Raw genomic sequence first — 22484 nt, forward strand, 5'->3', positions numbered from 1 at the left:
ATGACCGGCACCGTGGAACTCACCGTCGAAGACACCGAAAAGGGCATCGCCGAAATCTGGCTGAACCGGCCGGACCGGCTGAACGCCGTCTCCGCCGAACTCGTCGAGGACCTGCTCGCCGCGCTGGACGCGGTCGCCGGTTCCGGGGCGCGGGCGGTGGTGCTCGCCGGCCGCGGGCGCGCCTTCTGCGCCGGGCACGACCTCAAGGAAGCCCCCCAGCCGGGTGACTCGCGTCCCCGGATCGAGCGACTGCAGGAGGTCACCCGCCGGTTGCGGAACCTGCCGCAGCCGGTGATCGCCGCGGTGCACGGGTACGCGGTCGGCGCGGGCGCCGAGTTCGCGCTCGGGTGCGACCTCATCCTGGCGTCGCAGGACGCCGTGTTCGCCTTCCCGGAGGTCGGCCTCGGGCTGAGCGTGACCGGCGCGGCCTCGCGCCTGCTGCCGCTGCTCGTCGGGCCGCTCAAGGCCAGGGAGCTGCTGCTGTTCGGCGAGAAGATCGACGGGCCGATGGCCAAGGGCATGGGCCTGGTCAACAAGCTGACCGGCAACGACGACCTGCACGAGACCGCCCGCGAATGGGCGGAGAAGCTGGCCGGCCGCCCGGCCGCGGCGGCCACGCTGGCCAAGCGCGCGATCGACCACGGCATCGACTCGGCGCTGGAAGCCACCCTCGAACTCGAGGTCGCGCACGCCCTGATCACCGAGACTTCACCCGACTTCGCCAAGTCCGCCGACGACTTCCGGAACCGCACATGAGCCCGCAGCGCCCACGCTCGGGGGACGACCCCCGGACCCCCGAAAAGCTGGTCGAGGTCGACGACCTGGTCGCACTGGTCACCCGCGCCGCCACGCAGTGGCCCGACAAGGAGGCCTGGCACTTCGACGCCACCGGCGAACGCCTCACCTTCGCCGACATCGACGCGCAGACCACCGAATTCGCCATCGCGCTCGCGGAACTCGGCGTCGAGCGGGGTGACCGCGTCGCGGTGATGCTGCGCAACCAGCCGGAGTTCCCGCTGCTCTGGCTCGCACTGGCCAAGCTCGGCGCGAGCCTGGTGCCGGTCAACACGAACTACCGCGAACTCGACGGCAAGCACGTGCTCGCGCATTCCGGCGCGAAGCTCGCGGTGGCCGCCGAGGAATTCGTGGAATTGTTGAACACGATCGCGCCGGACACCGCGGTGCGGCGGGTGCTCACCCCCGCCGAGCTGAGCAAAACCGGACCGGCCAGTGAATTCACCGCCTCCGGTGAGCAACCGGCCAACGTGCAGTACACCTCCGGCACCACCGGCGCGCCGAAGGGCTGCGTGCTCCCCCACCGGTACTGGACCACGCTGGCGAAGTCACTGGTGCTGCACGATCCCGAGGTCTACTCCGGGGACGTGCTGCTGACCGCGCAGCCGTTCCACTACATCGATCCACAGTGGAATGTCGCACTCGGCCTGGCGTCCGGCGCGAAACTGGTGGTGCTCGACCGGTTCCACCCGTCCACGTTCTGGGCCAAGGTGCGCGAGCACCGGGTCACCTGGTTCTACTGCCTCGGCCTGATGCCCACGCTGCTGCTGCGCCAGCCGGAAGCGCCGGAGGACCGCGAGCACCACGTCCGCGCGATCTTCGCTTCGGCGATCCCGCGTGACCTGCACGCCGATCTCGAAGCCCGCTGGGGCGTGCCGTGGTTCGAGGCGTTCGGCATGACCGAGACCGGCAGCGACATCCGGGTTTCCGCGGCCGACCACGACGAACTGGTCGGCACCGGCTGCATCGGCCGCCCGAACACCGCCCGTGAGGTGATGATCGCGGACGAGCACGGGAAGCCGTTGCCGCGCGGGGAAACCGGGGAACTGCTGATCCGCGGGATCGGCCTGATGCAGGGCTACCACGAGGATCCCGGCGCCACCGAGCGCGCCTTCCGCGGTGGCTGGTTCCACACCGGCGATCTCGCGCGGATGGACGCCGGGGGCCGGGTGTTCTACGTCGGCCGCACGAAGGACATGATCCGGCGCAGCGGCGAGAACATCTCCGCCGACGAGGTGGAACGCGCGCTCCTGCTGCACCCGGAGGTCCGGCTGGCCGCGGTGATCGCGGTACCGGACGAACTGCGCGGCGAGGAGATCAAGGCGTACGTGGTGCTCAGCGGCGAACGCGCGGTCGACCCCGATGAGCTGGCGAGCTTCTGCGGGGAAAAGCTGGCGTACTTCAAGGTCCCGCGGTTCTGGGTCTACGCCGACGCGCTGCCGCTCACCCCGTCCGAGCGGGTGGCCAAGGGTGAACTGCGCAAGGAGGACCCGCGCGCCGGGGCGTACGACAGAACGGAGTCGCGGTGGTTGCCGTGACGTCGGCGGACCGGGTCCGCCAGGCCGCCATCCGGTTGTTCGCGGAGAAGGGTTTCCACGGCACCGGCATCCGCGATCTGGCGCAGGCGGCGAACCTGTCTTCGGCGAGCCTCTACCACTACATGGGGACCAAGGAGGAACTGCTCGCCGGTCTCATGCGCGAATGTCTGGAAAGACTGCTCGAAGGGGCCGGAAAGGTGACCGAAGGCGTTGCCGATCCACGGGAACGGCTGGGCAGGCTGGTCGCGCTGCATGTGATGAGTCACGCACTGAGGCCCGACGAGACGCGTGTGGTGGACAACGAACTGCGCGCGCTCTCGCCCGCCGCGCAGGAGCCGGTGGTCCGCCTTCGCGACGCGTACGAGCAGCTCTGGGCCACCGCGATCGCCGACGGCGTGGCCGCCGGGGTGTTCTCCGCGGGTGAGCCGTCCATCACCCGCCTGGCGCTGCTGGAGATGTGCAACGGCGTTTCGCGGTGGTACTCCCCCCGCGGTCCGCTCACCCTCGAAGCGCTGGCCGCCGAATACGCCGGGCTGGCGATGCGGGCGCTCGAAAGTGCCGGAAAAGGGCCCGATCCGGATCTCCGATATTGCCGCGCGGTGGTCGCGGACGTGTGGAACACGCCAAATCCGCACGCGGCGCCTTGCCCAGACGCGATTACTGGGGGACGCTCGAAGGGTGACTGAGCACACGATCCAACTCGAACTGGACGAATCCGGTCTCGCTCCCGGTCTGCCGACCCCCGCGAACCCCCGTGATCAGGTACAGGATGTGCCGTATCGCCCGGTCGAATTCCGCGACGACGACCTACCCGCGGCGCTGGAACGCTGCGCGGCCTGGCTCCGCCAGGCGCAGGACTGGCTCGGTGAGCCGGTCGACGTGCTGGCCCTGCACCTGGACTACGACGAGCGGGAAGGCCGGCCGTACTACGACCTCAAGCTCCTCTGCAACGAGGAGGATCTGGCCGGCGTTCCCCTCGCCGTCCGCGCCCAGTCGAAGTAACCCGTTCAGGTCCCCGGCTTCACCAGGACGCGTGCCACCCTGCCCTCGGCCAGCGCGCCGAGGGCAGCTGGCACGCCGTCCAGGCCGATCTCCCCGCTGACCAGCGCCGGCAGGTCGAGGCGGCCCGCCCGCACGTGCTCGATGTAGGACGGCAGCTCCCGGTCGGGGTCCAGCGAGCCGTTCACGCAGGTCAGGATGCTGCGGGCGAAGTGGTACAGCTCCAGCGAGCTGAATTCGACCACCTCGGTCCGCCCGCCGATGCCGACCACGGTGAGCGTGCCGCCGCGCCGGGCGGTCTTCCAGCCCTCCTTGATCGTGGCGGCCAGCCCGACGCAGTCGAACACGTGGTCCGCGCCACGGCCGCCGGTCAGCGCCTTGACCTGCTTGCGCACGTCGGGCCCGGCGAGCAGGGTTTCGGTGGCGCCCATCGAGGCGGCCATTTCCAGCTTCTCCGGCACCCGGTCCACCGCGATGATCGGCTCCGCCCCGGCGATCCGCGCGCCTTGTACGGCGGCCAAGCCGACCCCGCCGAGGCCGACCACCACCACCGACTGACCACTGTGGACGTTCGCGGTGGACAGCACCGCGCCCACCCCGGTGGTCACCGCGCAGCCGAGCAACGCGGCCAGGTCGAGCGGGATGTCCGCGGGCAGGCGGCGGCAGGCGGACGCCGGAACCACGGTGTACTCGGCGAAACCACCGACGCCGAGGCACGGATGGACCTTGCCGCCGTCGTCGTCGAACCCGTGTGAACCGGACCAGTGCCGGGCGATGTTCTCGCACAGGTACGGCTCGCCCTGCGCGCAGTACCAGCAATCGCGGCACGGCGGATTCCACAGCAGCAGCACCGGATCGCCCTCGGCGAAGCCGTCCACCCCCGGCCCGGTGCCGGCGATCAGCCCGGAGGTCTCGTGCCCGAGCACCACGGGCTTGTTGTGCGCCAGCGTTTCGTTGGCCACCGACAGGTCCGAATGGCACAGGCTCGCCGCCGCCACCCGGACCAGCACCTCACCCGGGCCGGGCTCGCGCAGGGTGATCTCCTCCACGCGTGCCGGTTCCCCGGCCGCGCGCACCACCACCGCCCTGGTTCTCACCCCAGCACCCCGCCCACCTTGACGTGCCCCTTGAGCAGGTTGCGCGCGATGGTGCGCCGCTGGATCTCGTCGGTGCCCTCGTAGATGCGCAGCAGCCGCAGTTCGCGGTACCAGCGCTCGATCGGCAGTTCGCGGGTGTACCCCATGCCGCCGTGGATCTGCAGCACGCGGTCGACGATCTCGTTGGCCTTCACGCCGCCGTAGAGCTTCGCGATGGACTGCGCGTGCCGCGAGTCCATGCCCTGGTCCACCTGCCAGGCCGCGTGCAGCACCAACCAGCGCAGCGCCTCCAGTTCGACGCCGGAGTCGGCGATCATCCACTGGATCGCCTGCCGCTCGGCGATCGGCGCGCCGAAGGTCTCGCGGGTGTTGGCGTGCTCGATGGCCATGGTGAGCAGCCGTTCGCACGAGCCGATCGCGCGGGCGGGCAGCAGGTAGCGGCCGCGGCCGATCCACTGCATGGCGAGCTTGAACCCGCCGCCCAGCTCACCGAGGATCTGGCTCTCCGGCACCCGGACGTCCTCGAAGACCAGCGCCGCCGGCCCCCATTCGCCCATCGTGTCGATGTACTCCGAGCGCCAGCCCATGTCGCGGTCGACAAGGAAGCAGGTGACCCCGCCGTCGGCGCCCTTCTCCGGGTCGGTGATGGCGAAGACCATGGTGAAGTCGGCCTCGTTGCCGCCGGTGATGAAGGTCTTCTCGCCGTTGATCACCCAGTCGGAACCGACCTTGCGCGCCGAGGTCCGGATGGCCTTGGCGTCCGAGCCCGCACCCGGTTCGGTGATCGCGAAGCACGACTTCCGCTCGCCGGAGATGGTCGGCAGCAGGTAGCGCTCCTTCTGCTCCTCGTTGCCGTGGAACAGGATGTTGTCCGCCGCGCCGCCGAAGCGGAACTGCACGAAGGTGCGCCCCAGCTCGGCCTCCAGCAGCGCGGTCATCACCGCGGACAGGCCCATGCCGCCGAAGTCCTCCGGGGTCTGCACCCCCCAGAACCCGGATTCCTTGGCCTTGAGTTGCAGTTCGGTGAGTTCGTCGTCGGTCAGGCCCGGCTGCCCGGCGCGCTCGCGCCGCAGCACCTCCTGCTCACGCGGGACCAGCTCCCGCTGGACGAAGGTGCGGACCCAGTCACGCACTTCGCGTTCTTCGACACTGAGGGTGAAGTCCATCGGGCGAGCCTCCCAGCAGATTACTAAGCGCTTGCTTAGTCGACGGTAGCACTCGGCTGTACGGGACCCCGGTCGTGCCGTAGGTTTTCCGCGGAAAACTGATCACCGGGTCCGCGCAAGGAGAGTCAATGGCGACCGAACCGCAGGCGACGCGACGTCGTGACCGGACGCACTACCTGTACATCGCGGTGATCGTCGCGGTGCTGCTCGGGATCGTGCTCGGCTTCGCCGCCCCCGAGCTGGCCAAGGAGTTCAAGCCGCTCGGCACCGCCTTCGTGAACCTGATCAAGATGATGATCTCGCCGATCATCTTCTGCACCATCGTGCTCGGCGTCGGCTCGGTGACCAAGGCGGCCAGCGTCGGGAAGGTCGGCGGCCTGGCCATCGGCTACTTCCTGGTGATGTCCACCGTGGCGCTGATCATCGGCCTGGTGGTGGGCAACCTGCTGCACCCGGGTGACGGGCTGAACCTGACCGAGTCGATCGCCAAGTCCGGGCAGAGCCAGGTCAAGGAGAGCGAGTCGACCACCGAGTTCCTGGTCGGCATCATCCCGACCACGCTGGTCTCGGCGTTCACCGAGGGCGAGGTGCTGCAGACCCTGCTGGTCGCGCTGCTCGCCGGGTTCGCGCTGCAGAAGCTCGGGCCGAAGGGCGAGCCGATCCGGCGCGGGGTCGAGCACATCCAGCGGCTGGTGTTCCGCATCCTGGCGATGATCATGTGGGCGGCGCCGGTCGGCGCGTTCGGCGCGATCGCCGCGGTGGTCGGCGAGACCGGCTGGGCGGCACTGCGCAGCCTCGCCGTGATCATGATCGGCTTCTACCTGACCTGCGCGTTGTTCGTCTTCGGCGTGCTGGCGCTGATGACCTGGCTGTTCGCCAGGGTCAACCTGTTCTCGCTGCTGCGCTACCTCGGCCGCGAGTTCCTGCTGATCCTGTCCACCTCGTCCTCGGAGTCGGCGCTGCCGCGGCTGATCGCGAAGATGGAGCACCTCGGGGTGAGCAAGCCGGTCGTCGGCATCACCGTGCCGACGGGCTACTCGTTCAACCTCGACGGCACCGCGATCTACCTGACCATGGCCTCGATCTTCATCGCCGAGGCGCTCAACGCCCCGCTCTCGCTGGGTGAGCAGATCTCGCTGCTGGTGTTCATGATCATCGCGTCGAAGGGTGCCGCCGGGGTGACCGGCGCCGGGCTGGCCACACTGGCCGGCGGGCTCTCCTCGCACCGGCCGGAGCTGGTCGACGGGGTCGGCTTCATCGTCGGCATCGACCGGTTCATGTCCGAGGCGCGGGCGCTGACCAACTTCGCCGGCAACGCGGTGGCCACCGTGCTGATCGGCACCTGGACCAACCAGATCGACCGGGAGCAGGTGCACGAGGTGCTCGCCGGGCGGCAGCCGTTCGACGAAGCGACGCTGCTCGACGAACATGGTGGGGACAGCAAAGACGGAGTGCCCGTCAAGGAGAGGGAGAGTTCGTGATCGACTGCACGGTCTGGTGGGCGGCCCCGCTGCCCGCCACCGCGGACCGGCTGGCGCTGCTGGCCCCCGAAGAGGTCGACCGGTACCAGGCGTACCGCAAGGACGAGGACAAACTGCGCTTCCTGACCGGACGCGTGCTGGCGAAAACCGTGTCCGGCGAGCGGCTGGGCCGGGCGCCCGGCTCGATCGAGCTGGACGCCACCTGCGAGGACTGCGGCAAGCCGCACGGCCCGCCGCGGGTGCCCGGCGCCGACTTCCGGTTCTCCATCTCGCATTCGGGCGACTGGATCGGGCTGGCGATCGCGGACGCGCCGCTGGGGCTGGACGTCGAAACGGCCACCCGGCGCGCCGACGACTCGCTCATCGAATACGCGCTCAACGACGACGAGCGCGCGGCGATGAACGGGCTGACCCCGGAGGAGCGCGCCGAGGCGTTCTTCACCTACTGGACGCGCAAGGAAGCGCTGATGAAGGCGACCGGGCGGGGGCTGAAGATCCCGCTGCAGGCGCTGACCCTGTCGCCGTTCGGCGAACCGGCCCGCCTGGTGCGCTCCGGCGACGCCGCGCTGACGCCGGAGGGCACGCAGATGGCCGACCTGAACCCGGGCACCGGGTACCGCGCGGCCGTGGCGATCCTGACCACCGACGAGATCAAGGTGACCGAGTCGGTCTGGCCAGCCTGACCAGCTTCCCGGCGCTTTCACCCGCCTGAAAGCGCCGGGAAAGCGGCGTGACCAGCATTGTTCCCGGAGTGAAGGGAGCAATCATGCGACGATTCCTGGTCACGGCCGCGGTGCTGGCCACCGCCTTCGGCCTCGCCCCGGCCACCGCCTCGGCCGACTTTTCGGCCGCGGCCACGACCTGCGACGGGGTCAAGAGGATCTCGATCGGCAACAACTACATCCGCCAGCCCGTGCACACCGGCGGCGCGGGCCGGAACTGCCAGCTCGCGTACGGCGACTCCGGCTCCGCCGTGACCGCGCTTCAGCAGGCGCTCAGGCTGTGCAACCAGAAGGCGAACATCAGTGCCGACGGCGACTTCGGGGACCTCACCAGGAAGGCGCTGGCCTACGCCCAGTACAAGGCGGGCGTCGACGACGACGGCATCTACGGCCCGGTGACCCGCGGCGCGCTCGGCTGGCCCGCGTACAACGGGAACGGCTTCACCGGAGCCTGCGCCAAGGACGTCTGAGCTACCGCACCGCGCGGAAGGTGAGCTCCGGGCTGTACCGGGGTTCACCGTCCGCGGCGTCACCCAGGTAGAAGTGCGTGGACATGCTCCGCTCCGCCAGGTCGAACGCGGTGCGCCACAGCGTCCGCAGCGGGTAGACCCCCGAGGTGAACCGCACCTCGTCGAGGGCGTCGCGGAGCAGGGACGGCGACAGCGGGCCCGCCTTCGCGCGCTTGTCCAACCGGGCGAGGCGGTCGTGGGTGAACATGGTCTCCTCGCCGTCCCGCGACGGGTCCGCGGGCTGGTGGAGCAGGTGGTTCGTCACGCACAGGGCGTCACCGTCCGGCTCGATGATGTGCTCGACGCCGCCGTGCGCGTGTTCCCAGACGAACGCCCGGCCGGACGGGTCCGCGATCAGGTAGTGCAACGGCACGCCGAGGTCGTACTGCTTGGCGCCGAGCAGCGCCGCCTTGGCCTGCTCGACGTTCTCGCAGGTGTCCAGCAGGAACCGGGGCAGTTGCGACGGGCTGAGCCCGACCTGCGGGCCGGCCGGCACGGGTGCGCCCGCGTTCTCGGCGTCGGCGATCAGGAGCACCACGGCGAGGCCGTGCTCGTTGATGCCGTCCATCGCGCAGTCCAGCTCGTTCATCGTCACGAAGGTCACCGCGGGTCCGTCGTCGGGCACGCTGGTGACCACGTACGGGCGGGAGGCCGCGGGCGGCTCGTCCTCCGGGGCCTCGCCGCCGGACATCAGCGCGAACATCGCCTCCCAGCCGACGGTGAAGAAGTCGTAGTTGCGGCCCATCACCCCGGAGGCCGACCAGGTGGCCGAGCAGCCGGAGCCGAGGGGCACGCCCGCCAGCGCGTCGAGGTGCACCCGGTCGTCGTCCGGTGCCACCCCGGCCACCTCGGCGGCCCCGGCCATGCGCGCGTGGTGCTGCGGCCAGTGGCGTTCGAACCAGGCGCGGCGGGCGCGGCTGATCGTCGGATCGGCGGGCAGCGGCTGCCAGCCGTGGTGCGCTCGGGCTTCTTCGGCGAGGGCGCGGCCGATCTCGGCCTGGCTGCCGGACACCCTCGCGTGCCGCACGGTCATGAATTCGCCGGATCCACCGGCCACGATTTCCGTCATGAATACACCGTATTCGCGGTGTCCTGATTCTCCCCGCTTTCCGTTGATAATCACGGCTTTCTCTCAGACTCTGTGCTAGCGATCCAGGTCAGTGACCTAGTACAATCGCGGTCGTGACGGACCCGCCCTACCGCCAGATCGTCAGTTCGGTCCAGGCCCGCATCGCCGCCGGTGAGCTGCGGGCGGGTGACCGGATGCCGTCCATCCGGCGGGTCGCCGCGGACTGGGGTGTGGCGGTCGCGACCGCCACCAAGGCGATGGCCGTCCTGCGTGACGCCGGGCTGCTCGAGACCAAGGTCGGCTCGGGCACGGTGGTCAGCGCCCGCGCGACCGCGGGACGGCGGCGGGAGGGCGCGGCGGCTCCCGACCGGGCCCGCCTCGTCCGCACGGCGATCGCGATCGCCGATGCCGAGGGCCTGGACGCGGTGTCCATGCGCCGGCTCGGCACCGAACTCGGGGTCGGACCGATGTCGCTCTACCGGCAGGTGGCCGGCAAGGACGACCTGGTGGCGGAGATGGCCGACGTGGTGTTCGGCGACCACGAGCTCCCCGACCCCGGCCCGGACGGCTGGCGCGCGAAGCTGGAACTGGCCTCGCGGTTGCTGTGGCAGGTGGTGCAGCGGCACCCGTGGCTGCCGAGGGTCATCTCGTTCACCCGGCCGCTGCTGCTGCCGAACGCCATGGCGCACACGGAGTGGACGCTGCGTGCGCTGGACGGCCTCGGCCTGTCCCCGGCGGTCCGGGCCAGGGAGGCGATCACCCTGCCGTCGCTGGTGATGACCACGGCACTGACCCTGGCCGCCGAAATCGAGGCGGAGCAGAACACCGGTGAAACCTTCGACCTGTGGTGGCTGGCACGGGAAGCCCGGGCGACGGAACTGCTGCGCGGCGGGGCCTTCCCGCACCTGGCGACCATCCCGCACGACGTCGTCGCCGACCTGGACGGCCTGTTCGAGCACGCGCTGGCACGCCACCTGGACGGCCTCGCCACCCAGGTAACGGTCCCCTGACGGGGCGCGCGGTCAGGGGTGGCCGAGGCCCATGGCCCGCAGCACGGTTTCGAACTTCGCGGTGGTTTCCGCCAGTTCGGCTTCCGGGTCCGAGTCGGCGACGATGCCGCCGCCGGCGTACAGGCGCAGTGAACGCTCAGCGGCCTCCGCCGACCGGATCGCGACCGCCCATTCCCCGTCGCCCTCGTCGTTGACCCAGCCGACCGCGCCCGCGTAGTACCCGCGGTCGAACGGCTCCAACTCCCCCACCACGCGCCGCGCGGCTTCGGTCGGAGTGCCGCAGACCGCCGGCGTCGGGTGCAGCGCGGCGGCCAGCCGCAGCGCGGTGATGCCCGGATCGGCCAGCGTGCCGGTGACCGTGGTGCCCAGGTGCCACATCGTCGGTGTGCCAACGACTTCCGTCGGTGCCACGCGCAGGTGCGTGCAGAACGGGCGCAGGATCTCCACCATGTCCTCGATCACCACCGCGTGCTCGCGACGGTCCTTTCCGGACTCCGCGAGCCGCCGCGCGTTCTCCGCGTCGATGCGCGGGTCCGCCGAACGCGGCGCGGAACCGGCGTGCGGGTGCGAGACCACCCGGTCGCCGTGGCGTGACAGCAGCAGTTCCGGTGTCGCACCAAGGAAAGTCGCGCCACCCGGGACGGGGGTGGCGAAGGTGAACCCGGCCGGGTTACCCCGTACGAGGTTGCGCAGGATCGCTTCGGGCCGGATCGGCTCGTCGAAGTCGAGGTCGAGCACCCGCGCCAGCACCACCTTGCGCAACCGCTCGTCGCGCAGCATCTCGACCGCGCGAGCGACGGCGGCCACGTGCCCGGCGGGCTCGGGCACCGGGCGCTGGGCACGCGGGGTGCCGATGGCGACGGGGTCCAGGGATGCGGCGGCCGGGTGGGCGGGCCCACTGGTCAGCACGTCGCGGGGCAACAGGATGTGCCCGGGGGAAGTGGCGTCGGGGCCGGTGTCGAACGGGAGGATGCCGACCGCGAGCCGGACATCGGAGTCGGCCAGCGCGGCGGTGGTGGCCTCGGCGAGCCGGACCGGGTCCGCTTCGGACAGTGCACCGTCCACTCCGGAACCCAGCAGCGTGTGCCGATCGGTGCCGAAGAAGAAGTCACCCGCCGCGTATCCGTCCAGCAGATCCGCGACCCGTGCACCTTCGTGCGCCGTCGCCGTCATGGGCCCACTCCCTCTCGGCGGGATCTCCGCGTTCACCTCAAGTTTCCGCCTGCCGCCGGAGTTTGTCCGTGGCCGGTCGGGCGGAAGTGAGCAAGAGCACCGCCGGAGTGGGTGCGCGAAGACCGGTGACGGTCACCCGTCACCGGTCCCGCACGCCTGTGATCTGCGAGAACTACTTCAGCGCGTCGATCAGCGCCTGGCGCTGGACATCACCCAGCCCGGCGGCGCGCCGGTCCTCCGGGATCTTGGCCTGCTCCAGCAGGGCCGCGACCTTCACCGCGCCGAGGCCGGGAACGGCCTTCAGCAGCTGTGTGACCTTGGTCTTGCCAATGGTCTTGTCCTCCTTGGCCCGGAGCAGCACCTTGTCGATGCTCTCCTTGCCGGACTTGATCGAAGCAAGCAGCTCGGAGCGGGCCTTACGAGCCTCGGCCGCCTTGGCGAGGGCTTCGGCACGCTGCTCCGGCGTCAACGTAGGCAGAGCCAACGTATTAGTCCTTTCCTTCTCAGGTGTCCGCTGTCGCGGCGGTGGCCGAAAGTCTCGACGCAAGCTTTAGCCATGCGCTGGCCAGGCCACCTCGTACCACCGGCCCAGTAAACGCCACGAGGCCCACCCTTGTGCAACCGACACGCACTTAGTACCCGTCTCTGCCCGTACGGGCAACCCCACATCCCCCGGCCCCGGCCTGCGGAAACACCCCCGCGCACTGTCCGGTTGGGAGCGATTTACCCGCCTCGACCATCCGCCGGGTGATCTTCGGGTGAACCGGTAACGGACTATTCGGAACAGTCGGTTTTGTTGGCAGCAAAGAAATGCCGGTAATTCCGCGGACAAGTACGCGCACGGAGCACCGGGGCTTCGATCACTCTTCCGAAGGACCGCTCACAACTCGGACACACCCGGTGCCGAACGGCCCGCGAACCCTGCCCGATCGGCCGTCGCCGGTTTAGAGTCGGCCCCAGTTTGGTCCGCCGGAGCACCGATCGGGAGACATCGATGTTGAGCACGATGCAGGACGGGCAACTTTCGCTCGGCAAATTGCTGCGCCACGGCACCACGGTGCACGCCAAGAGCGAAGTCCTCACCTGGACCGGTACAGAATCCCGCCGCGAGAGCTACGGGGAACTCGGCGTGCACGCCGCCAAGCTGGCGAACGCGCTCCGTGGCCTCGGCGTCACCGGCGATCAGCGGGTGGCCACCTTCATGTGGAACAACGCCGAGCACCTGGCCGCCTACCTCGCCGTGCCCGCGATGGGCGCGGTGCTGCACACGCTCAACATCCGCCTGTTCCCCGAGCAGCTGGTCTTCGTCGCCAACCACGCCGAGGACCACGTGGTGATCGTGGACGGCACGCTGGTGCCGCTGTTCGCCAAGCAGCTGCCGCAGCTGACGACCGTGCGGCACGTCATCGTGGCCAACGGCGACGCTTCGACGCTCGAAGCACCCGAAGGTGTCCAGGTCCACTCGTACGACGAGCTGCTCGCCGCGCAGCCCGGTGAGTTCGACTGGCCGGAAGTCGACGAGCGCTCGGCCGCCGCGATGTGCTACACCTCGGGCACCACCGGTGACCCGAAGGGCGTGGTCTACTCCCACCGCTCGATCTGGCTGCACTCCATGCAGGTGTGCATGTCCGACTCGATGCGCCTGTCCCAGTCCGACTCCGCGCTGGCCATCGTGCCGATGTTCCACGCCATGTCCTGGGGCCTGCCCTACGCCTCGCTGATGGTCGGCACCACGCTGGTGATGCCGGACCGCTTCCTCCAGCCGGAGCCGATCGCGCAGCTGCTGGCCGCCGAGAAGCCCACCTTCGCCGCCGCCGTGCCGACCATCTGGCAGGGCCTGCTGCAGTACCTGGACAACAAGCCGCAGGACATCTCGCACCTGCGCGAGGTGGTGGTCGGCGGTTCGGCCGCGCCGCCGTCGCTGATGCACGCCTTCGAGGAGCGCTACGGCGTGCCGATCCTGCACGCCTGGGGCATGACCGAGACCTCACCGCTGGGCAGCGTGGCGCGCCCGCCGGAGTCGGCCACCGGCGACGAGCGCTGGCGCTACCGCTACACGCAGGGCCGGTTTCCCGCGTCGGTGCAGGCGCGGCTGATCGGCGACAACGGCGACGAGCTGCCGTGGAACGACGAGGCGGTCGGCGAGCTGGAGGTGGCGGGCCCGTGGATCGCCGCGGCCTACCACGGCGGCGCCGACGTGGACCCGGAGAAGTTCCACGACGGCTGGCTGCGCACCGGTGACGTCGGCCGGATCACCCCGGACGGCTTCCTCACCCTGACCGACCGCGCCAAGGACGTGATCAAGTCCGGCGGCGAGTGGATCTCCTCGGTGGACCTGGAGAACTCGGTGATGTCGCACCCGGCGGTGGCCGAGGCCGCGGTGATCGGCGTGCCGGACGAGAAGTGGGACGAGCGCCCGCTGGTCGCCGTGGTGCTGCGCGAGGGGCAGACCGCCACCGCCGAGGAGCTGCGCGAGTTCCTCGCCGACAAGGTGGCCAAGTGGCAGCTGCCGGAGAACTGGACCTTCATCGAGGAGGTGCCCAAGACCAGCGTCGGCAAGTTCGACAAGAAGCGGCTGCGGGCCTTCCACACCGAGGGCAGGCTGGACATCTCGCAGTTGTAGCGGTACTCCGTCCGACGAAGGTACTGCGCCAAACGTGACAAATATTCGTGTTTGGCTTCCCCGGGGTTCATCCGGTGGTTAACGTCGTGCGCCAGCGTGCACGTGACCACCGGATGAACTGGGGAGTGACCGCATGACCGGATCGACCGGCTTGAGCAGGCGTGGCTTCGTCACCGCGGCCGGGGCCACCGGCGCCGGGCTGCTGCTGAGCACCCCGATGGCCTCGGCCATCGACCGGGCGATGGGCTACAGCGCCGCACGGGCGGTGAGCACGGCCGGCACCACGCTCGAAGCCGTCGCCACCCCCGTCACGCCCGGCCCGGCGTACAGCAGGCTCACCGCGGGGCCCGGCTGGCCGCTGGTGGTGCGCGAGGACATCACCGCGGCGAAGTCCGGCCGCGACGACCGGCGCACCGCGAAGGCCTCCTTCGTGCAGTTCACCGACATGCACATCACCGACGTGCAGAGCCCGGCGCGGTTCGAGTACCTGCACCAGTTCGCCGGCTCGGCGCACCGGCCGCAGGAGGCGCTCGGCCCGTCGGCCACCGCGTCGCTGCTGCGCCGGGTCAACGGCCTGCCCGGCGGGCCGTTCACCGGGCGGAAGTTCGACTTCATGATGACCACCGGGGACAACACCGACAACCACGAGCAGATCGAGCTGAAGTGGTTCCTGGACATCCTCAACGGCGGGCGGGTCACGCCCAACACCGGTGACGCGAACCGCTACGAGGGCGTGCAGGACTCCGGCGCGCCGCTGTACTGGAACCCGGGCGAGCCGCTCGGCGACCCGTACACCGGGAAGGGCTTCCCGCAGCTGCCCGGCCTGCTCGACGCGGCCATCGCGGAGTTCGAGTCGCCCGGGCTGGACATCCCGTGGCTGTGCACCTTCGGCAACCACGACAACACCCCGGTCGGCACGCTGCCGGCCAACCTGCCCGGCATCGACCACTGGTACACCGGGAAGTACAAGATCATCGGCAAGGACGAGCGCGAAGCCAAGCAGCTCGCCGCCGCGCTGGACAAGGGCGGCGCGCCGCTCGCGCAGCTGTTCGGCGGCTCCGGCACGATCCGCGAGATCACCCCGGACGAGCGCCGCCGCACCTTCTCCACCGCCGAGTTCGTGCAGGCGCACCTGGACACCGCGAACACCGGTCCCGGGCCGGAGGGCCACGGTTTCACCGGCAACAACGCCGACGGCCGGAACGTCTACTACACCTTCCGGATCGCGCCCGGCATCACCGGGATCAGCCTCGACACCACCACGCTGGCCGGGCTCGCCGACGGTTCGATCGGGCTGGGCCAGTACCTCTGGGTGGAGAAGACGCTGCAGCGCGGCAGCTCGAAGTACTACGACTTCTGGGGCAACAAGGTCACCCAGCAGGTCACCGACGAGTTGTTCGTGCTGTTCAGCCACCACACCAGCGACACGATGGGCAACATCCTGCCCGACTCGCGGCACCCGCTGGAGCCGCGGCTCAACGGTGACACGTTCGTCGGGCTGCTCAACCGCTTTCCCAACGTGCTCGCCTGGGTCAACGGGCACACCCACCTCAACGGCATCGTCGCGCACGCCGGGAAGACCCCGGCGCAGAGCTTCTGGGAGATCAACACCGCGTCGCACATCGACTTCCCGCAGCAGGCGCGGATCATCGAGGTGGCCGACAACGGCGACGGCACGCTCTCGCTGTTCACCACCCTGGTCGAAGCCGATGCCCCCTACGCCGCGGACTACGGCGACACCTCGGCGCAAGCGCTTGCGTCGCTGTACCGGGAACTGTCGTACAACGACATCCACACCGACCCGATCCGCCTCGGCCAGCCGGGGGACCGCAATACCGAGCTACTGGTGATCAACCCCCTGGCTTGACCCCCTCGCCTGGTGGCCGCCGCTAGCGTGAGCGGGGTGACCGACTTCGCGAAGCTGATCCCGTTCGCCGAGCGCCTCGGCATCGACATCACCGAGGCCTCGGCCGACCGGGTGCGCGGCCGCGTCGACTGGGCGCCGGACCTGACCACCACCGGCGGCTCACTGCACGGCGGCCTGCTGATGGCGCTGGCCGACACCACCGGCGCCGTCTGCGCGTTCCTCAACCTGCCCGAGGGTGCGCAGGGCACCACCACGATCGAGTCGAAGACGAACTTCCTGCGCGGCGTCCGCGAGGGTCACGTGACCGCGTCGTCGCAGGCGTTGCACGCTGGGCGTCGCGTGATCGTCGTGGAGACCGAGCTCCGTGACGCCGCCGAGAAGCTGATCGCCAAGGTCACGCAGACGCAGGCGGTGTTATGAACCTGCCGCCTGCCAGCGGTTTACAGCGCCCTGCCGGAAGGTAAAAATCTCTGACACCCGGGGAGTCCGGTACTGGAGGGTGGAGAGAAAGCATGCGTGGACGTCTGTTGCTGTCGTTGCTCTCGGTGGGGTTGCTGGCCGCGACCGCCGCCCCGGCGAATGCGGCGCCGCCGGTGCACGATGAGGCGATCGACTACCACCAATGGGCCTCCACCAGGGACTTCCGCGCCGGCCACCTGGAGGGCGTGTCGATCGGCCACGACGGGCTCCGGCTGACCCGGCCGATCGGCACCATCGAGCGCACCGAGCCCGCCCTCGGCACCACCCGCACCTACGAGTACGGCCGCTGGACCTCGCCGGACTACCGGCACGGCTTCGACGCCACCGAGCTGATCGCCTCGTGGAACGCGCTCACCCCGGCCAAGACCTGGCTCCAGATCGAGGCCAAGGGCACCACGACCACCGGCGAGAGCACCGCCTGGTACATCCTCGGCCAGTGGGCCTCCGGCGACCAGGACATCCACCGCACCACCGTCGACGGCCAGTCCGACGCCCACGCCTCGGTCAGCGTGGACACCCTGGTCACCAACGACGGCGTCACGCTCAGCTCGTACCAGCTGCGGGCCACGCTCTACCGGGAGGCGGGCAGCGCGGCCACCCCGCAGGTCAGCTCGCTCGGCGCGATGACGTCGAACGTGCCCGCGCGGTTCGAGGTGGCCAAGACCGAACCCGGCGTGGCCACCGGCATCGAACTGGACGTGCCGCGGCACGCGCAGAACCTCCACAAGGGCAAGTACCCCGAGTTCGGCGGCGGCGGGCAGAGCTGGTGCAGCCCGACCTCGACCGCGATGGTCACCGAGTTCTGGGGCCGCAGGCCCAGCGCCGAGGACATGTCGTGGCTGCCCGCGGACTACGTCGACCCGACCGTGGCCCACGGCGCCCGCTACACCTACGACTACTCGTACGAGGGCACCGGGAACTGGCCGTTCAACACCGCGTACGCCGCGTCCCTCGGGCTCAAGGGGCACATCACCCGGCTGCACTCGCTTAACGAGCTGGAGACCTACATCGCCAAGGGCATCCCGGTGATCACCTCGCAGTCGTTCCTGGCCGAGGAACTGGACGGGGCCGGTTACGGCACGGCGGGCCACATCTTCGTGGTGGTCGGCTTCACCGACGAGGGTGACGTGATCGTGAACGACCCGGCGACCAACAGCAACGACACCGTGCGCAACGTCTACCAGCGCGACCAGTTCGAGAAGATCTGGCAGCGCACCAAGCGGTACACCGCGTCGGGCAACGTCGCTTCCGGGCCGGGCGGGGTCGTCTACCTGATCACGCCGTAATCATTCAGCTGTCGCGATACGAGCATTCCGCGTGGCAGAGTGCGGGTGACTGACCCGACGCGGAAGGTGGTCGCGCATGCCGTACGAAGTCCAGGGCGTGGTCTCGCGGGAGAAGGGCGCGCCGGTCTCGCTGGAGACCGTGCTGGTGCCCGACCCGGGACCGGGCGAGGCGGTGGTCTCGGTGCAGGCCTGCGGGGTCTGCCACACCGACCTGCACTACCGCGAGGGCGGGATCAACGACGAATTCCCGTTCCTGCTGGGCCACGAGGCTGCCGGCGTGGTCGAGCAGGTCGGCGCCGGCGTCACCGACCTGGAGCCGGGCGACTTCGTCATCCTGAACTGGCGCGCGGTCTGCGGCACCTGCCGCGCCTGCAAGCGCGGACGGCCGTGGTACTGCTTCTCCACCTTCAACGCCGGTCAGCCGATGACGCTGGCCGACGGCACCGAGCTGAGCCCGGCACTGGGCATCGGCGCCTTCCTGGAGAAGACGCTCGTCCACAGTGGACAGTGCACGAAGGTCAGCCGGGAGGCCGAGCCCGCGGTGGCCGGGCTGCTCGGCTGCGGGGTGATGGCCGGGATCGGCGCGGCGATCAACACCGGCGCGGTGGGCCGCGGTGACTCGGTCGCGGTGATCGGCTGCGGCGGGGTCGGCGCGGCGGCGGTGGCCGGGTCCCGGCTGGCCGGCGCGGACCGGATCATCGCGGTGGACACCGACGAGCGCAAGCTGACCTGGGCCAAGGACTTCGGCGCGACGCACACGTTCAACGCCGCAGGCAAGAGCGAGAACGAGGTCGTCGAGGCGATCCAGGAGCTGACCGGGACCTTCGGCGCGGACGTGGTGATCGACGCGGTCGGCCGCCCGGAGACCTGGCGCGAGGCGTTCTACGCACGCGACCTGGCCGGCACCGTGGTGCTGGTCGGCGTGCCGACGCCGGAGATGAAGCTGGAGATGCCGCTGATCGACTTCTTCTCGCGCGGCGGCTCGCTCAAGTCCTCCTGGTACGGCGACTGCCTGCCGTCGCGGGACTTCCCCATGCTGGTGGACCTCTATCTCCAGGGCAGGCTGCCGCTGGACAAGTTCGTCACCGAGAAGATCCCGCTCGACGGCGTGGAGCAGGCGTTCGCGCGGATGCACTCCGGGGACGTGCTGCGCAGCGTGGTGACCTTCTGAGGAAGCTGTTCGACGACGCGGAGTACCCCGCCGAGCCCTATCCCGGGGCCCGGCCGGGGTGCTCCTTCGTGCACGTCGACGGCGCCGGGTACGAGCTGCCCGACCCGCCCGACCTGGACGGTCGCATCCCGGTGCTGGCCTACGGGTCGAACGCCTGCCCGTCGAAGATCACCTGGTTGCGGCGGGCGCTGGGGCTCACCGGCGCGGTGACCGTGCTGCAGGCGAAGTGCACCGGGCTCGCCGCGGTGTGGGCCTCCGGTCGCCGGGTGGTCGACGACCAGCGCCCGGCCACCCTGGCCGCGATGCCGGGCGTGGTCGAGGAGCACGCCGTCTGGCTGGCCACGCCGGAGCAGCTGCGCGTGCTCGATGTCTGCGAAGGACGCGGGCACCGGTATCACCTCGCGCGGGTACACACGGGCGAAGTAACCCTCGCGAACGGAGCGTCCCTGCCGGACGTGCTCGCCTACGTGGCGGCGTCGCCGATCCGGCTGCCGCTGCTGGTCGACGGGAAACCGGTGCGGACCGCCGAAATGGCACAGGCGCAGGCCGGGGTGCTCACCGGCGAGACGGCGACCACGCACGGCCTTTCGGTGACGGTCATCGACACCGGATAAACATCGAATTCTTCTTTCGACCCCATCTTGTGAATCGCACAGTTGTGATTCAGTTCAGCTCATTCACTCCTTTGTGTTCGCCGGTTGCAGCCGTTTCGCGGCGGGATGATCGTGTTTGGCAGACCCGTTGACATTCCCTTGGCATGAAAGGAAGCGGTTGCCATGACCGGCACGATGCGCCCGCAGGACCTGATCGACTCGCCCGTGGTCGACCCGGCCGGAACCAAAATCGGCAAGGTGGGCACGGTCTACCTCTCGGATGACACGCACCAGCCGGAGTGGGTGACGGTGAAAACCGGGCTGTTCGGCCACCGCGAGAGCTTCGTCCCGCTCAGCGGCGCGGACCTGGCGAACGACGGCCTCCACGTGCAGGTGGACAAGGAACAGGTGACCGACGCGCCGCAGATCGACGCGGACGGGCACCTGTCCCCCGAGGACAGTGGTGAGCTGTACCGCTACTACGGCCTGCCGATGCAGCGCGACCGCGCGAACCAGGACCACGCCGACCGGCAGCAGCGCGGTGAGCAGGCCGCGATGGGCGGCGTGGCGGGCACCGCGGGCATGGCGGCGGGCAAGCGCGGCACGTCCGACAAGCGCATGGCCGACGAGCACGACCGCTCGGCGATGACCGGCGACCGGTCCAAGATGGCCGGTGACGCGGGCCGATCCGATAAGGCCGGCATGGCCGGTGACGCGGGCCGATCCGATAAGGCCGGCATGGCCGGTGACGCGGGCCGGTCCGGCAAGCCTGGCGTGGCCGAGGGCGGCCAGGCCGGGATGGCCGGCAAGCAGGGCGCAGCCGGTGGCAAGCACGAGCAGCGCGAGGCCAAGCACCGCGGCGGCGAGGAGATGATCCGGTCCGAGGAGCGGTTCAACGTCGGCACCGAAGAGGTCGAGACCGGGCACGTGCGCCTGCGCAAGTACGTGGTCACCGAGGAGCAGCAGGTCTCCGTGCCGGTGAGCCACGAGGAGGTGCGGATCGAGCGCGAGCCGATCACCGACGGCGAGCCGGGCGGCGCCAAGATCGGCGAGGCCGAGCAGGACGTGGTGCTGCACGCCGAGAAACCCGTGGTGCGCAAGGAAGCCGTGCCGGTGGAGCGGGTGCGCCTCGGCACCGAGAGGGTGACCGAGACCGAAACCGTCTCCGGTGAACTCCGCAAGGAGCAGATCGAGATCGACGACGACACCAAGCACCGGAAGAACCGCTGAAGCCAGGTCGTGGGTGCCCGTGCCCCGGGCACCCACGGCCGTTCACCGCGGCAGCAGCTTGCCCGGATTCATGATGCCGGTCGGGTCCACCGCGGATTTCGCCGCGGCGAGCACGGAAAGCCCGATCTCCCCGATTTCGGTGCCGAGATAGGGCGCGTGGTCCATGCCGACGGCGTGGTGGTGCGAGATCGTGCCCAAGCCGGCGATCGCCTCACAGGCCGCATTCTTCGCCCGTTGCCATTGTCCTTCCGGGTCCTCGTCGGACCGCGCGGCGAGCAGGGTGAAATACAGCGACGCGCCCGTTTCGTAGGCGTGCGAAATGTGGCACATCACCACCGAGGAATCGAACGCCTTACGCAGCGCCGACCGCACCGCGTCCCGCAGTTCGTCCAATGAGGACCAGTGCGCGGCGGTTTCCAGCGTCTCCACGCACACGCCGAGGTCGAGCAGCGCGTCCCGCTGGCGCGGCCCGTTGAACCGCCCCTTGCGCCACGACTCCCCCGCGGTCCGGCCGAGCGAACGCCCGCCCGCGGCCCGCACCATCCGCACGGTCTCCCCGCGCCGCAGAGCGATCTCCCTGGTGGACTGCGCTTCCCAGCCGAGGATCAGCAGGCAGGGCGCGGTGATCCCGCGTGCCTTCAGGTAGCGCTTCACCAGCGCGGTCTTCCAGCCGCCGCTCAGCGACAGCGAAACCTCGGTCTCGTCCTCATCGGACAACCTCGTCACGTCCGCCAGCGCACCCGCCTGCGCCAGCCGCCGCACCAGCGCGGAGGCCGTCTCCCAGCCGTCCAGCACGAAGCCCTCGTACCGGCGGACCTCCGGCACCGGCCGGACCCGGACCCCGACCTCGGTCAGCACCCCGAGCGCGCCCTCGCTGCCCACGGCGAGCTGCCGCAGGTCCGGCCCGGCCGCCGAAGCCGGGGCGACGCCGAGGCGCCACTGCCCGCTCGGCGTGGCCAGCCGCACGCCGGTGACCATGTCCTCGAACCGCCCGTACCCGCTCGACGCCTGCCCGGCGGAGCGCGTCGCGGCGAACCCGCCGATGGTGGCGCGCTCGTGGGACTGCGGGATGTGGCCGAGGGTGAAACCGTGCTCGGCCAGCAGTTCCTCGGCCTGCGGTCCGCGCACCCCGGCCTGCAGCACGGCGATCCGGGACACCGGGTCGACCGAGACCAGCCGGTCCAACCGCACCAGGTCGAGCACGATCACCGCGGCCTTGTCCCCGCGCACCGCTCGCACGCCCCCGACCACCGAGGTGCCACCGCCGAAGGGCACCACCGCGACGTCGAACCGCACGCACACGTCGAGCACGCGCTGCACCTCGTCCGGGTCCGCGGGCAGCACCACCGCGTCCGGCACCGGCAACTCGCCGGGGTGGCGCCGGTGCAGCAGGTCCAGATAGGACAACCCGCCCGAACGGCCCAGCCGCTCCGCACGCTCCGTTTGCACGTGCGCCGAGCCGACCACCTCGCTCAGCGCTGCCCGCGCCGCCGCTGCCAGCGAAGATTCTGGGACGGACAGTCCGGAGGCCGGAACGACCGGTGCGGGAGCACCCGGATTCCCGATACGCTCGGTGAGCCAGCGCATCGCCTTCGCCGGGAGGTGTGCCGCGTCCGAGCCTTCGGGCGTCCACGCACCCCGCAGGCGGTGGTCAACTAGTTCACTCACCGGTATA

Annotated in this window: 21 protein-coding genes; 15 read left to right on the top strand and 6 right to left on the bottom strand. The window is 70.2% G+C overall.

Annotation, left to right across the window (positions count from 1 at the left end):
- Genes JYK18_RS07845 through JYK18_RS07860 form a run of 4 tightly spaced genes read left to right on the top strand, consistent with a single transcriptional unit; the run spans position 1 to position 3335 of the window.
- Entirely contained in the window at positions 1-756 is a 756-nt protein-coding gene (locus tag JYK18_RS07845; protein ID WP_206801468.1) for an enoyl-CoA hydratase/isomerase family protein, read from the top strand.
- Positions 753-2333: an ATP-dependent acyl-CoA ligase gene (locus JYK18_RS07850; RefSeq protein WP_206801469.1), complete on the top strand. Its 1581-nt coding sequence runs from the start codon at positions 753-755 to the stop codon at positions 2331-2333. The genes JYK18_RS07845 and JYK18_RS07850 overlap by 4 nt, the downstream gene beginning before the upstream one ends.
- Positions 2330-3019: a TetR/AcrR family transcriptional regulator gene (locus JYK18_RS07855; RefSeq protein WP_206804086.1), complete on the top strand. Its 690-nt coding sequence runs from the start codon at positions 2330-2332 to the stop codon at positions 3017-3019. Before JYK18_RS07850 ends, JYK18_RS07855 begins: the two co-directional genes overlap by 4 nt.
- Entirely contained in the window at positions 3012-3335 is a 324-nt protein-coding gene (locus JYK18_RS07860; protein ID WP_153029050.1) for a hypothetical protein, read from the top strand. The genes JYK18_RS07855 and JYK18_RS07860 overlap by 8 nt, the downstream gene beginning before the upstream one ends.
- 5 nt (positions 3336-3340) lie before the next feature.
- On the opposite strand, the gene JYK18_RS07865 is transcribed toward JYK18_RS07860, so the two are convergent.
- Both JYK18_RS07865 and JYK18_RS07870 read right to left on the bottom strand, forming a co-directional pair.
- Positions 3341-4429 (bottom strand): zinc-binding dehydrogenase, encoded by a 1089-nt coding sequence (locus JYK18_RS07865; protein ID WP_206801470.1) that lies wholly within the window; start codon positions 4427-4429, stop codon positions 3341-3343.
- A complete protein-coding gene (locus JYK18_RS07870; protein WP_206801471.1) occupies positions 4426-5595 on the bottom strand; it encodes an acyl-CoA dehydrogenase family protein in 1170 nt (389 codons plus the stop codon). The genes JYK18_RS07865 and JYK18_RS07870 overlap by 4 nt, the downstream gene beginning before the upstream one ends.
- Before the next feature lie 128 nt (positions 5596-5723).
- On the opposite strand from JYK18_RS07870, the gene JYK18_RS07875 reads away from it, so the two are divergent.
- The 3 genes from JYK18_RS07875 to JYK18_RS07885 all read left to right on the top strand — a co-directional run bounded on the left by JYK18_RS07875 (position 5724) and on the right by JYK18_RS07885 (position 8268).
- On the top strand, positions 5724-7076 hold the full coding sequence (locus tag JYK18_RS07875; protein ID WP_206801472.1) for a cation:dicarboxylate symporter family transporter: 1353 nt from the start codon (positions 5724-5726) through the stop codon (positions 7074-7076).
- Positions 7073-7759, top strand: a complete 687-nt coding sequence (locus tag JYK18_RS07880; RefSeq protein ID WP_206801473.1) for a 4'-phosphopantetheinyl transferase superfamily protein — start codon at positions 7073-7075, stop codon at positions 7757-7759. The genes JYK18_RS07875 and JYK18_RS07880 overlap by 4 nt, the downstream gene beginning before the upstream one ends.
- A gap of 83 nt (positions 7760-7842) precedes the next feature.
- Complete coding sequence (locus tag JYK18_RS07885) at positions 7843-8268, top strand: peptidoglycan-binding protein (protein ID WP_206801474.1); 426 nt, start codon at positions 7843-7845, stop codon at positions 8266-8268.
- 1 nt (position 8269) lies between these two features.
- Here the strand turns inward: JYK18_RS07885 and JYK18_RS07890 are convergent, their stop codons facing one another.
- Positions 8270-9376: a C45 family peptidase gene (locus tag JYK18_RS07890; RefSeq protein ID WP_206801475.1), complete on the bottom strand. Its 1107-nt coding sequence runs from the start codon at positions 9374-9376 to the stop codon at positions 8270-8272.
- 113 nt (positions 9377-9489) lie between these two features.
- Between JYK18_RS07890 and JYK18_RS47960 the strand changes: the two genes are divergently transcribed.
- The gene (locus JYK18_RS47960; protein WP_206801476.1) at positions 9490-10386 is read left to right on the top strand and encodes a TetR/AcrR family transcriptional regulator C-terminal domain-containing protein; all 897 of its coding nucleotides are present in this window, start codon (positions 9490-9492) and stop codon (positions 10384-10386) included.
- 12 nt (positions 10387-10398) lie between these two features.
- On the opposite strand, the gene JYK18_RS07900 is transcribed toward JYK18_RS47960, so the two are convergent.
- Positions 10399-11559: an isochorismate synthase MenF gene (locus JYK18_RS07900; RefSeq protein WP_206801477.1), complete on the bottom strand. Its 1161-nt coding sequence runs from the start codon at positions 11557-11559 to the stop codon at positions 10399-10401.
- 172 nt (positions 11560-11731) lie between these two features.
- Positions 11732-12043: an integration host factor, actinobacterial type gene (gene mihF, locus JYK18_RS07905; protein WP_113694660.1), complete on the bottom strand. Its 312-nt coding sequence runs from the start codon at positions 12041-12043 to the stop codon at positions 11732-11734.
- A gap of 510 nt (positions 12044-12553) precedes the next feature.
- Here mihF and JYK18_RS07910 point away from each other — a divergent pair.
- The 7 genes from JYK18_RS07910 to JYK18_RS07940 all read left to right on the top strand — a co-directional run bounded on the left by JYK18_RS07910 (position 12554) and on the right by JYK18_RS07940 (position 20809).
- Positions 12554-14182, top strand: coding sequence for a long-chain fatty acid--CoA ligase (locus JYK18_RS07910; protein WP_206801478.1), 1629 nt, complete (start codon positions 12554-12556; stop codon positions 14180-14182).
- 133 nt (positions 14183-14315) lie between these two features.
- Positions 14316-16049, top strand: a complete 1734-nt coding sequence (locus tag JYK18_RS07915) for a TIGR03767 family metallophosphoesterase (protein WP_206801479.1) — start codon at positions 14316-14318, stop codon at positions 16047-16049.
- A 27-nt stretch (positions 16050-16076) separates the two neighbouring features.
- A complete protein-coding gene (locus JYK18_RS07920; RefSeq protein WP_374195046.1) occupies positions 16077-16469 on the top strand; it encodes a PaaI family thioesterase in 393 nt (130 codons plus the stop codon).
- A 92-nt stretch (positions 16470-16561) separates the two neighbouring features.
- On the top strand, positions 16562-17815 hold the full coding sequence (locus JYK18_RS07925) for a peptidase C39 family protein (RefSeq protein ID WP_206801480.1): 1254 nt from the start codon (positions 16562-16564) through the stop codon (positions 17813-17815).
- Between the two features lie 76 nt (positions 17816-17891).
- Positions 17892-18986, top strand: a complete 1095-nt coding sequence (locus JYK18_RS07930; protein WP_206801481.1) for an S-(hydroxymethyl)mycothiol dehydrogenase — start codon at positions 17892-17894, stop codon at positions 18984-18986.
- 68 nt (positions 18987-19054) lie between these two features.
- A complete protein-coding gene (locus tag JYK18_RS07935; protein WP_307795817.1) occupies positions 19055-19600 on the top strand; it encodes a gamma-glutamylcyclotransferase in 546 nt (181 codons plus the stop codon).
- 162 nt (positions 19601-19762) lie between these two features.
- On the top strand, positions 19763-20809 hold the full coding sequence (locus JYK18_RS07940) for a PRC and DUF2382 domain-containing protein (protein WP_206801482.1): 1047 nt from the start codon (positions 19763-19765) through the stop codon (positions 20807-20809).
- Between the two features lie 42 nt (positions 20810-20851).
- Here JYK18_RS07940 and JYK18_RS07945 read toward each other — a convergent pair whose 3' ends face one another.
- Positions 20852-22477, bottom strand: coding sequence for an FAD-binding oxidoreductase (locus JYK18_RS07945; RefSeq protein WP_206801483.1), 1626 nt, complete (start codon positions 22475-22477; stop codon positions 20852-20854).
- Positions 22478-22484: the final 7 nt, after the last annotated feature.

It is taken from the genome of Amycolatopsis sp. 195334CR, assembly GCF_017309385.1.
GTDB lineage: Bacteria > Actinomycetota > Actinomycetes > Mycobacteriales > Pseudonocardiaceae > Amycolatopsis.

Excerpts from the sequence above, each read along its gene's own strand:
- JYK18_RS07845 (WP_206801468.1), top strand. The coding sequence starts at position 1 with ATGACCGGCACCGTGGAACTCACCGTCGAAGACACCGAAAAGGGCATC.
- JYK18_RS07850 (WP_206801469.1), top strand. The coding sequence starts at position 753 with ATGAGCCCGCAGCGCCCACGCTCGGGGGACGACCCCCGGACCCCCGAA.
- JYK18_RS07870 (WP_206801471.1), bottom strand. The coding sequence starts at position 5,595 with ATGGACTTCACCCTCAGTGTCGAAGAACGCGAAGTGCGTGACTGGGTC.
- JYK18_RS07875 (WP_206801472.1), top strand. The coding sequence starts at position 5,724 with ATGGCGACCGAACCGCAGGCGACGCGACGTCGTGACCGGACGCACTAC.
- JYK18_RS07885 (WP_206801474.1), top strand. The coding sequence starts at position 7,843 with ATGCGACGATTCCTGGTCACGGCCGCGGTGCTGGCCACCGCCTTCGGC.
- JYK18_RS07890 (WP_206801475.1), bottom strand. The coding sequence starts at position 9,376 with ATGACGGAAATCGTGGCCGGTGGATCCGGCGAATTCATGACCGTGCGG.
- JYK18_RS07900 (WP_206801477.1), bottom strand. The coding sequence starts at position 11,559 with ATGACGGCGACGGCGCACGAAGGTGCACGGGTCGCGGATCTGCTGGAC.
- JYK18_RS07910 (WP_206801478.1), top strand. The coding sequence starts at position 12,554 with ATGTTGAGCACGATGCAGGACGGGCAACTTTCGCTCGGCAAATTGCTG.
- JYK18_RS07915 (WP_206801479.1), top strand. The coding sequence starts at position 14,316 with ATGACCGGATCGACCGGCTTGAGCAGGCGTGGCTTCGTCACCGCGGCC.
- JYK18_RS07925 (WP_206801480.1), top strand. The coding sequence starts at position 16,562 with ATGCGTGGACGTCTGTTGCTGTCGTTGCTCTCGGTGGGGTTGCTGGCC.
- JYK18_RS07930 (WP_206801481.1), top strand. The coding sequence starts at position 17,892 with ATGCCGTACGAAGTCCAGGGCGTGGTCTCGCGGGAGAAGGGCGCGCCG.
- JYK18_RS07940 (WP_206801482.1), top strand. The coding sequence starts at position 19,763 with ATGACCGGCACGATGCGCCCGCAGGACCTGATCGACTCGCCCGTGGTC.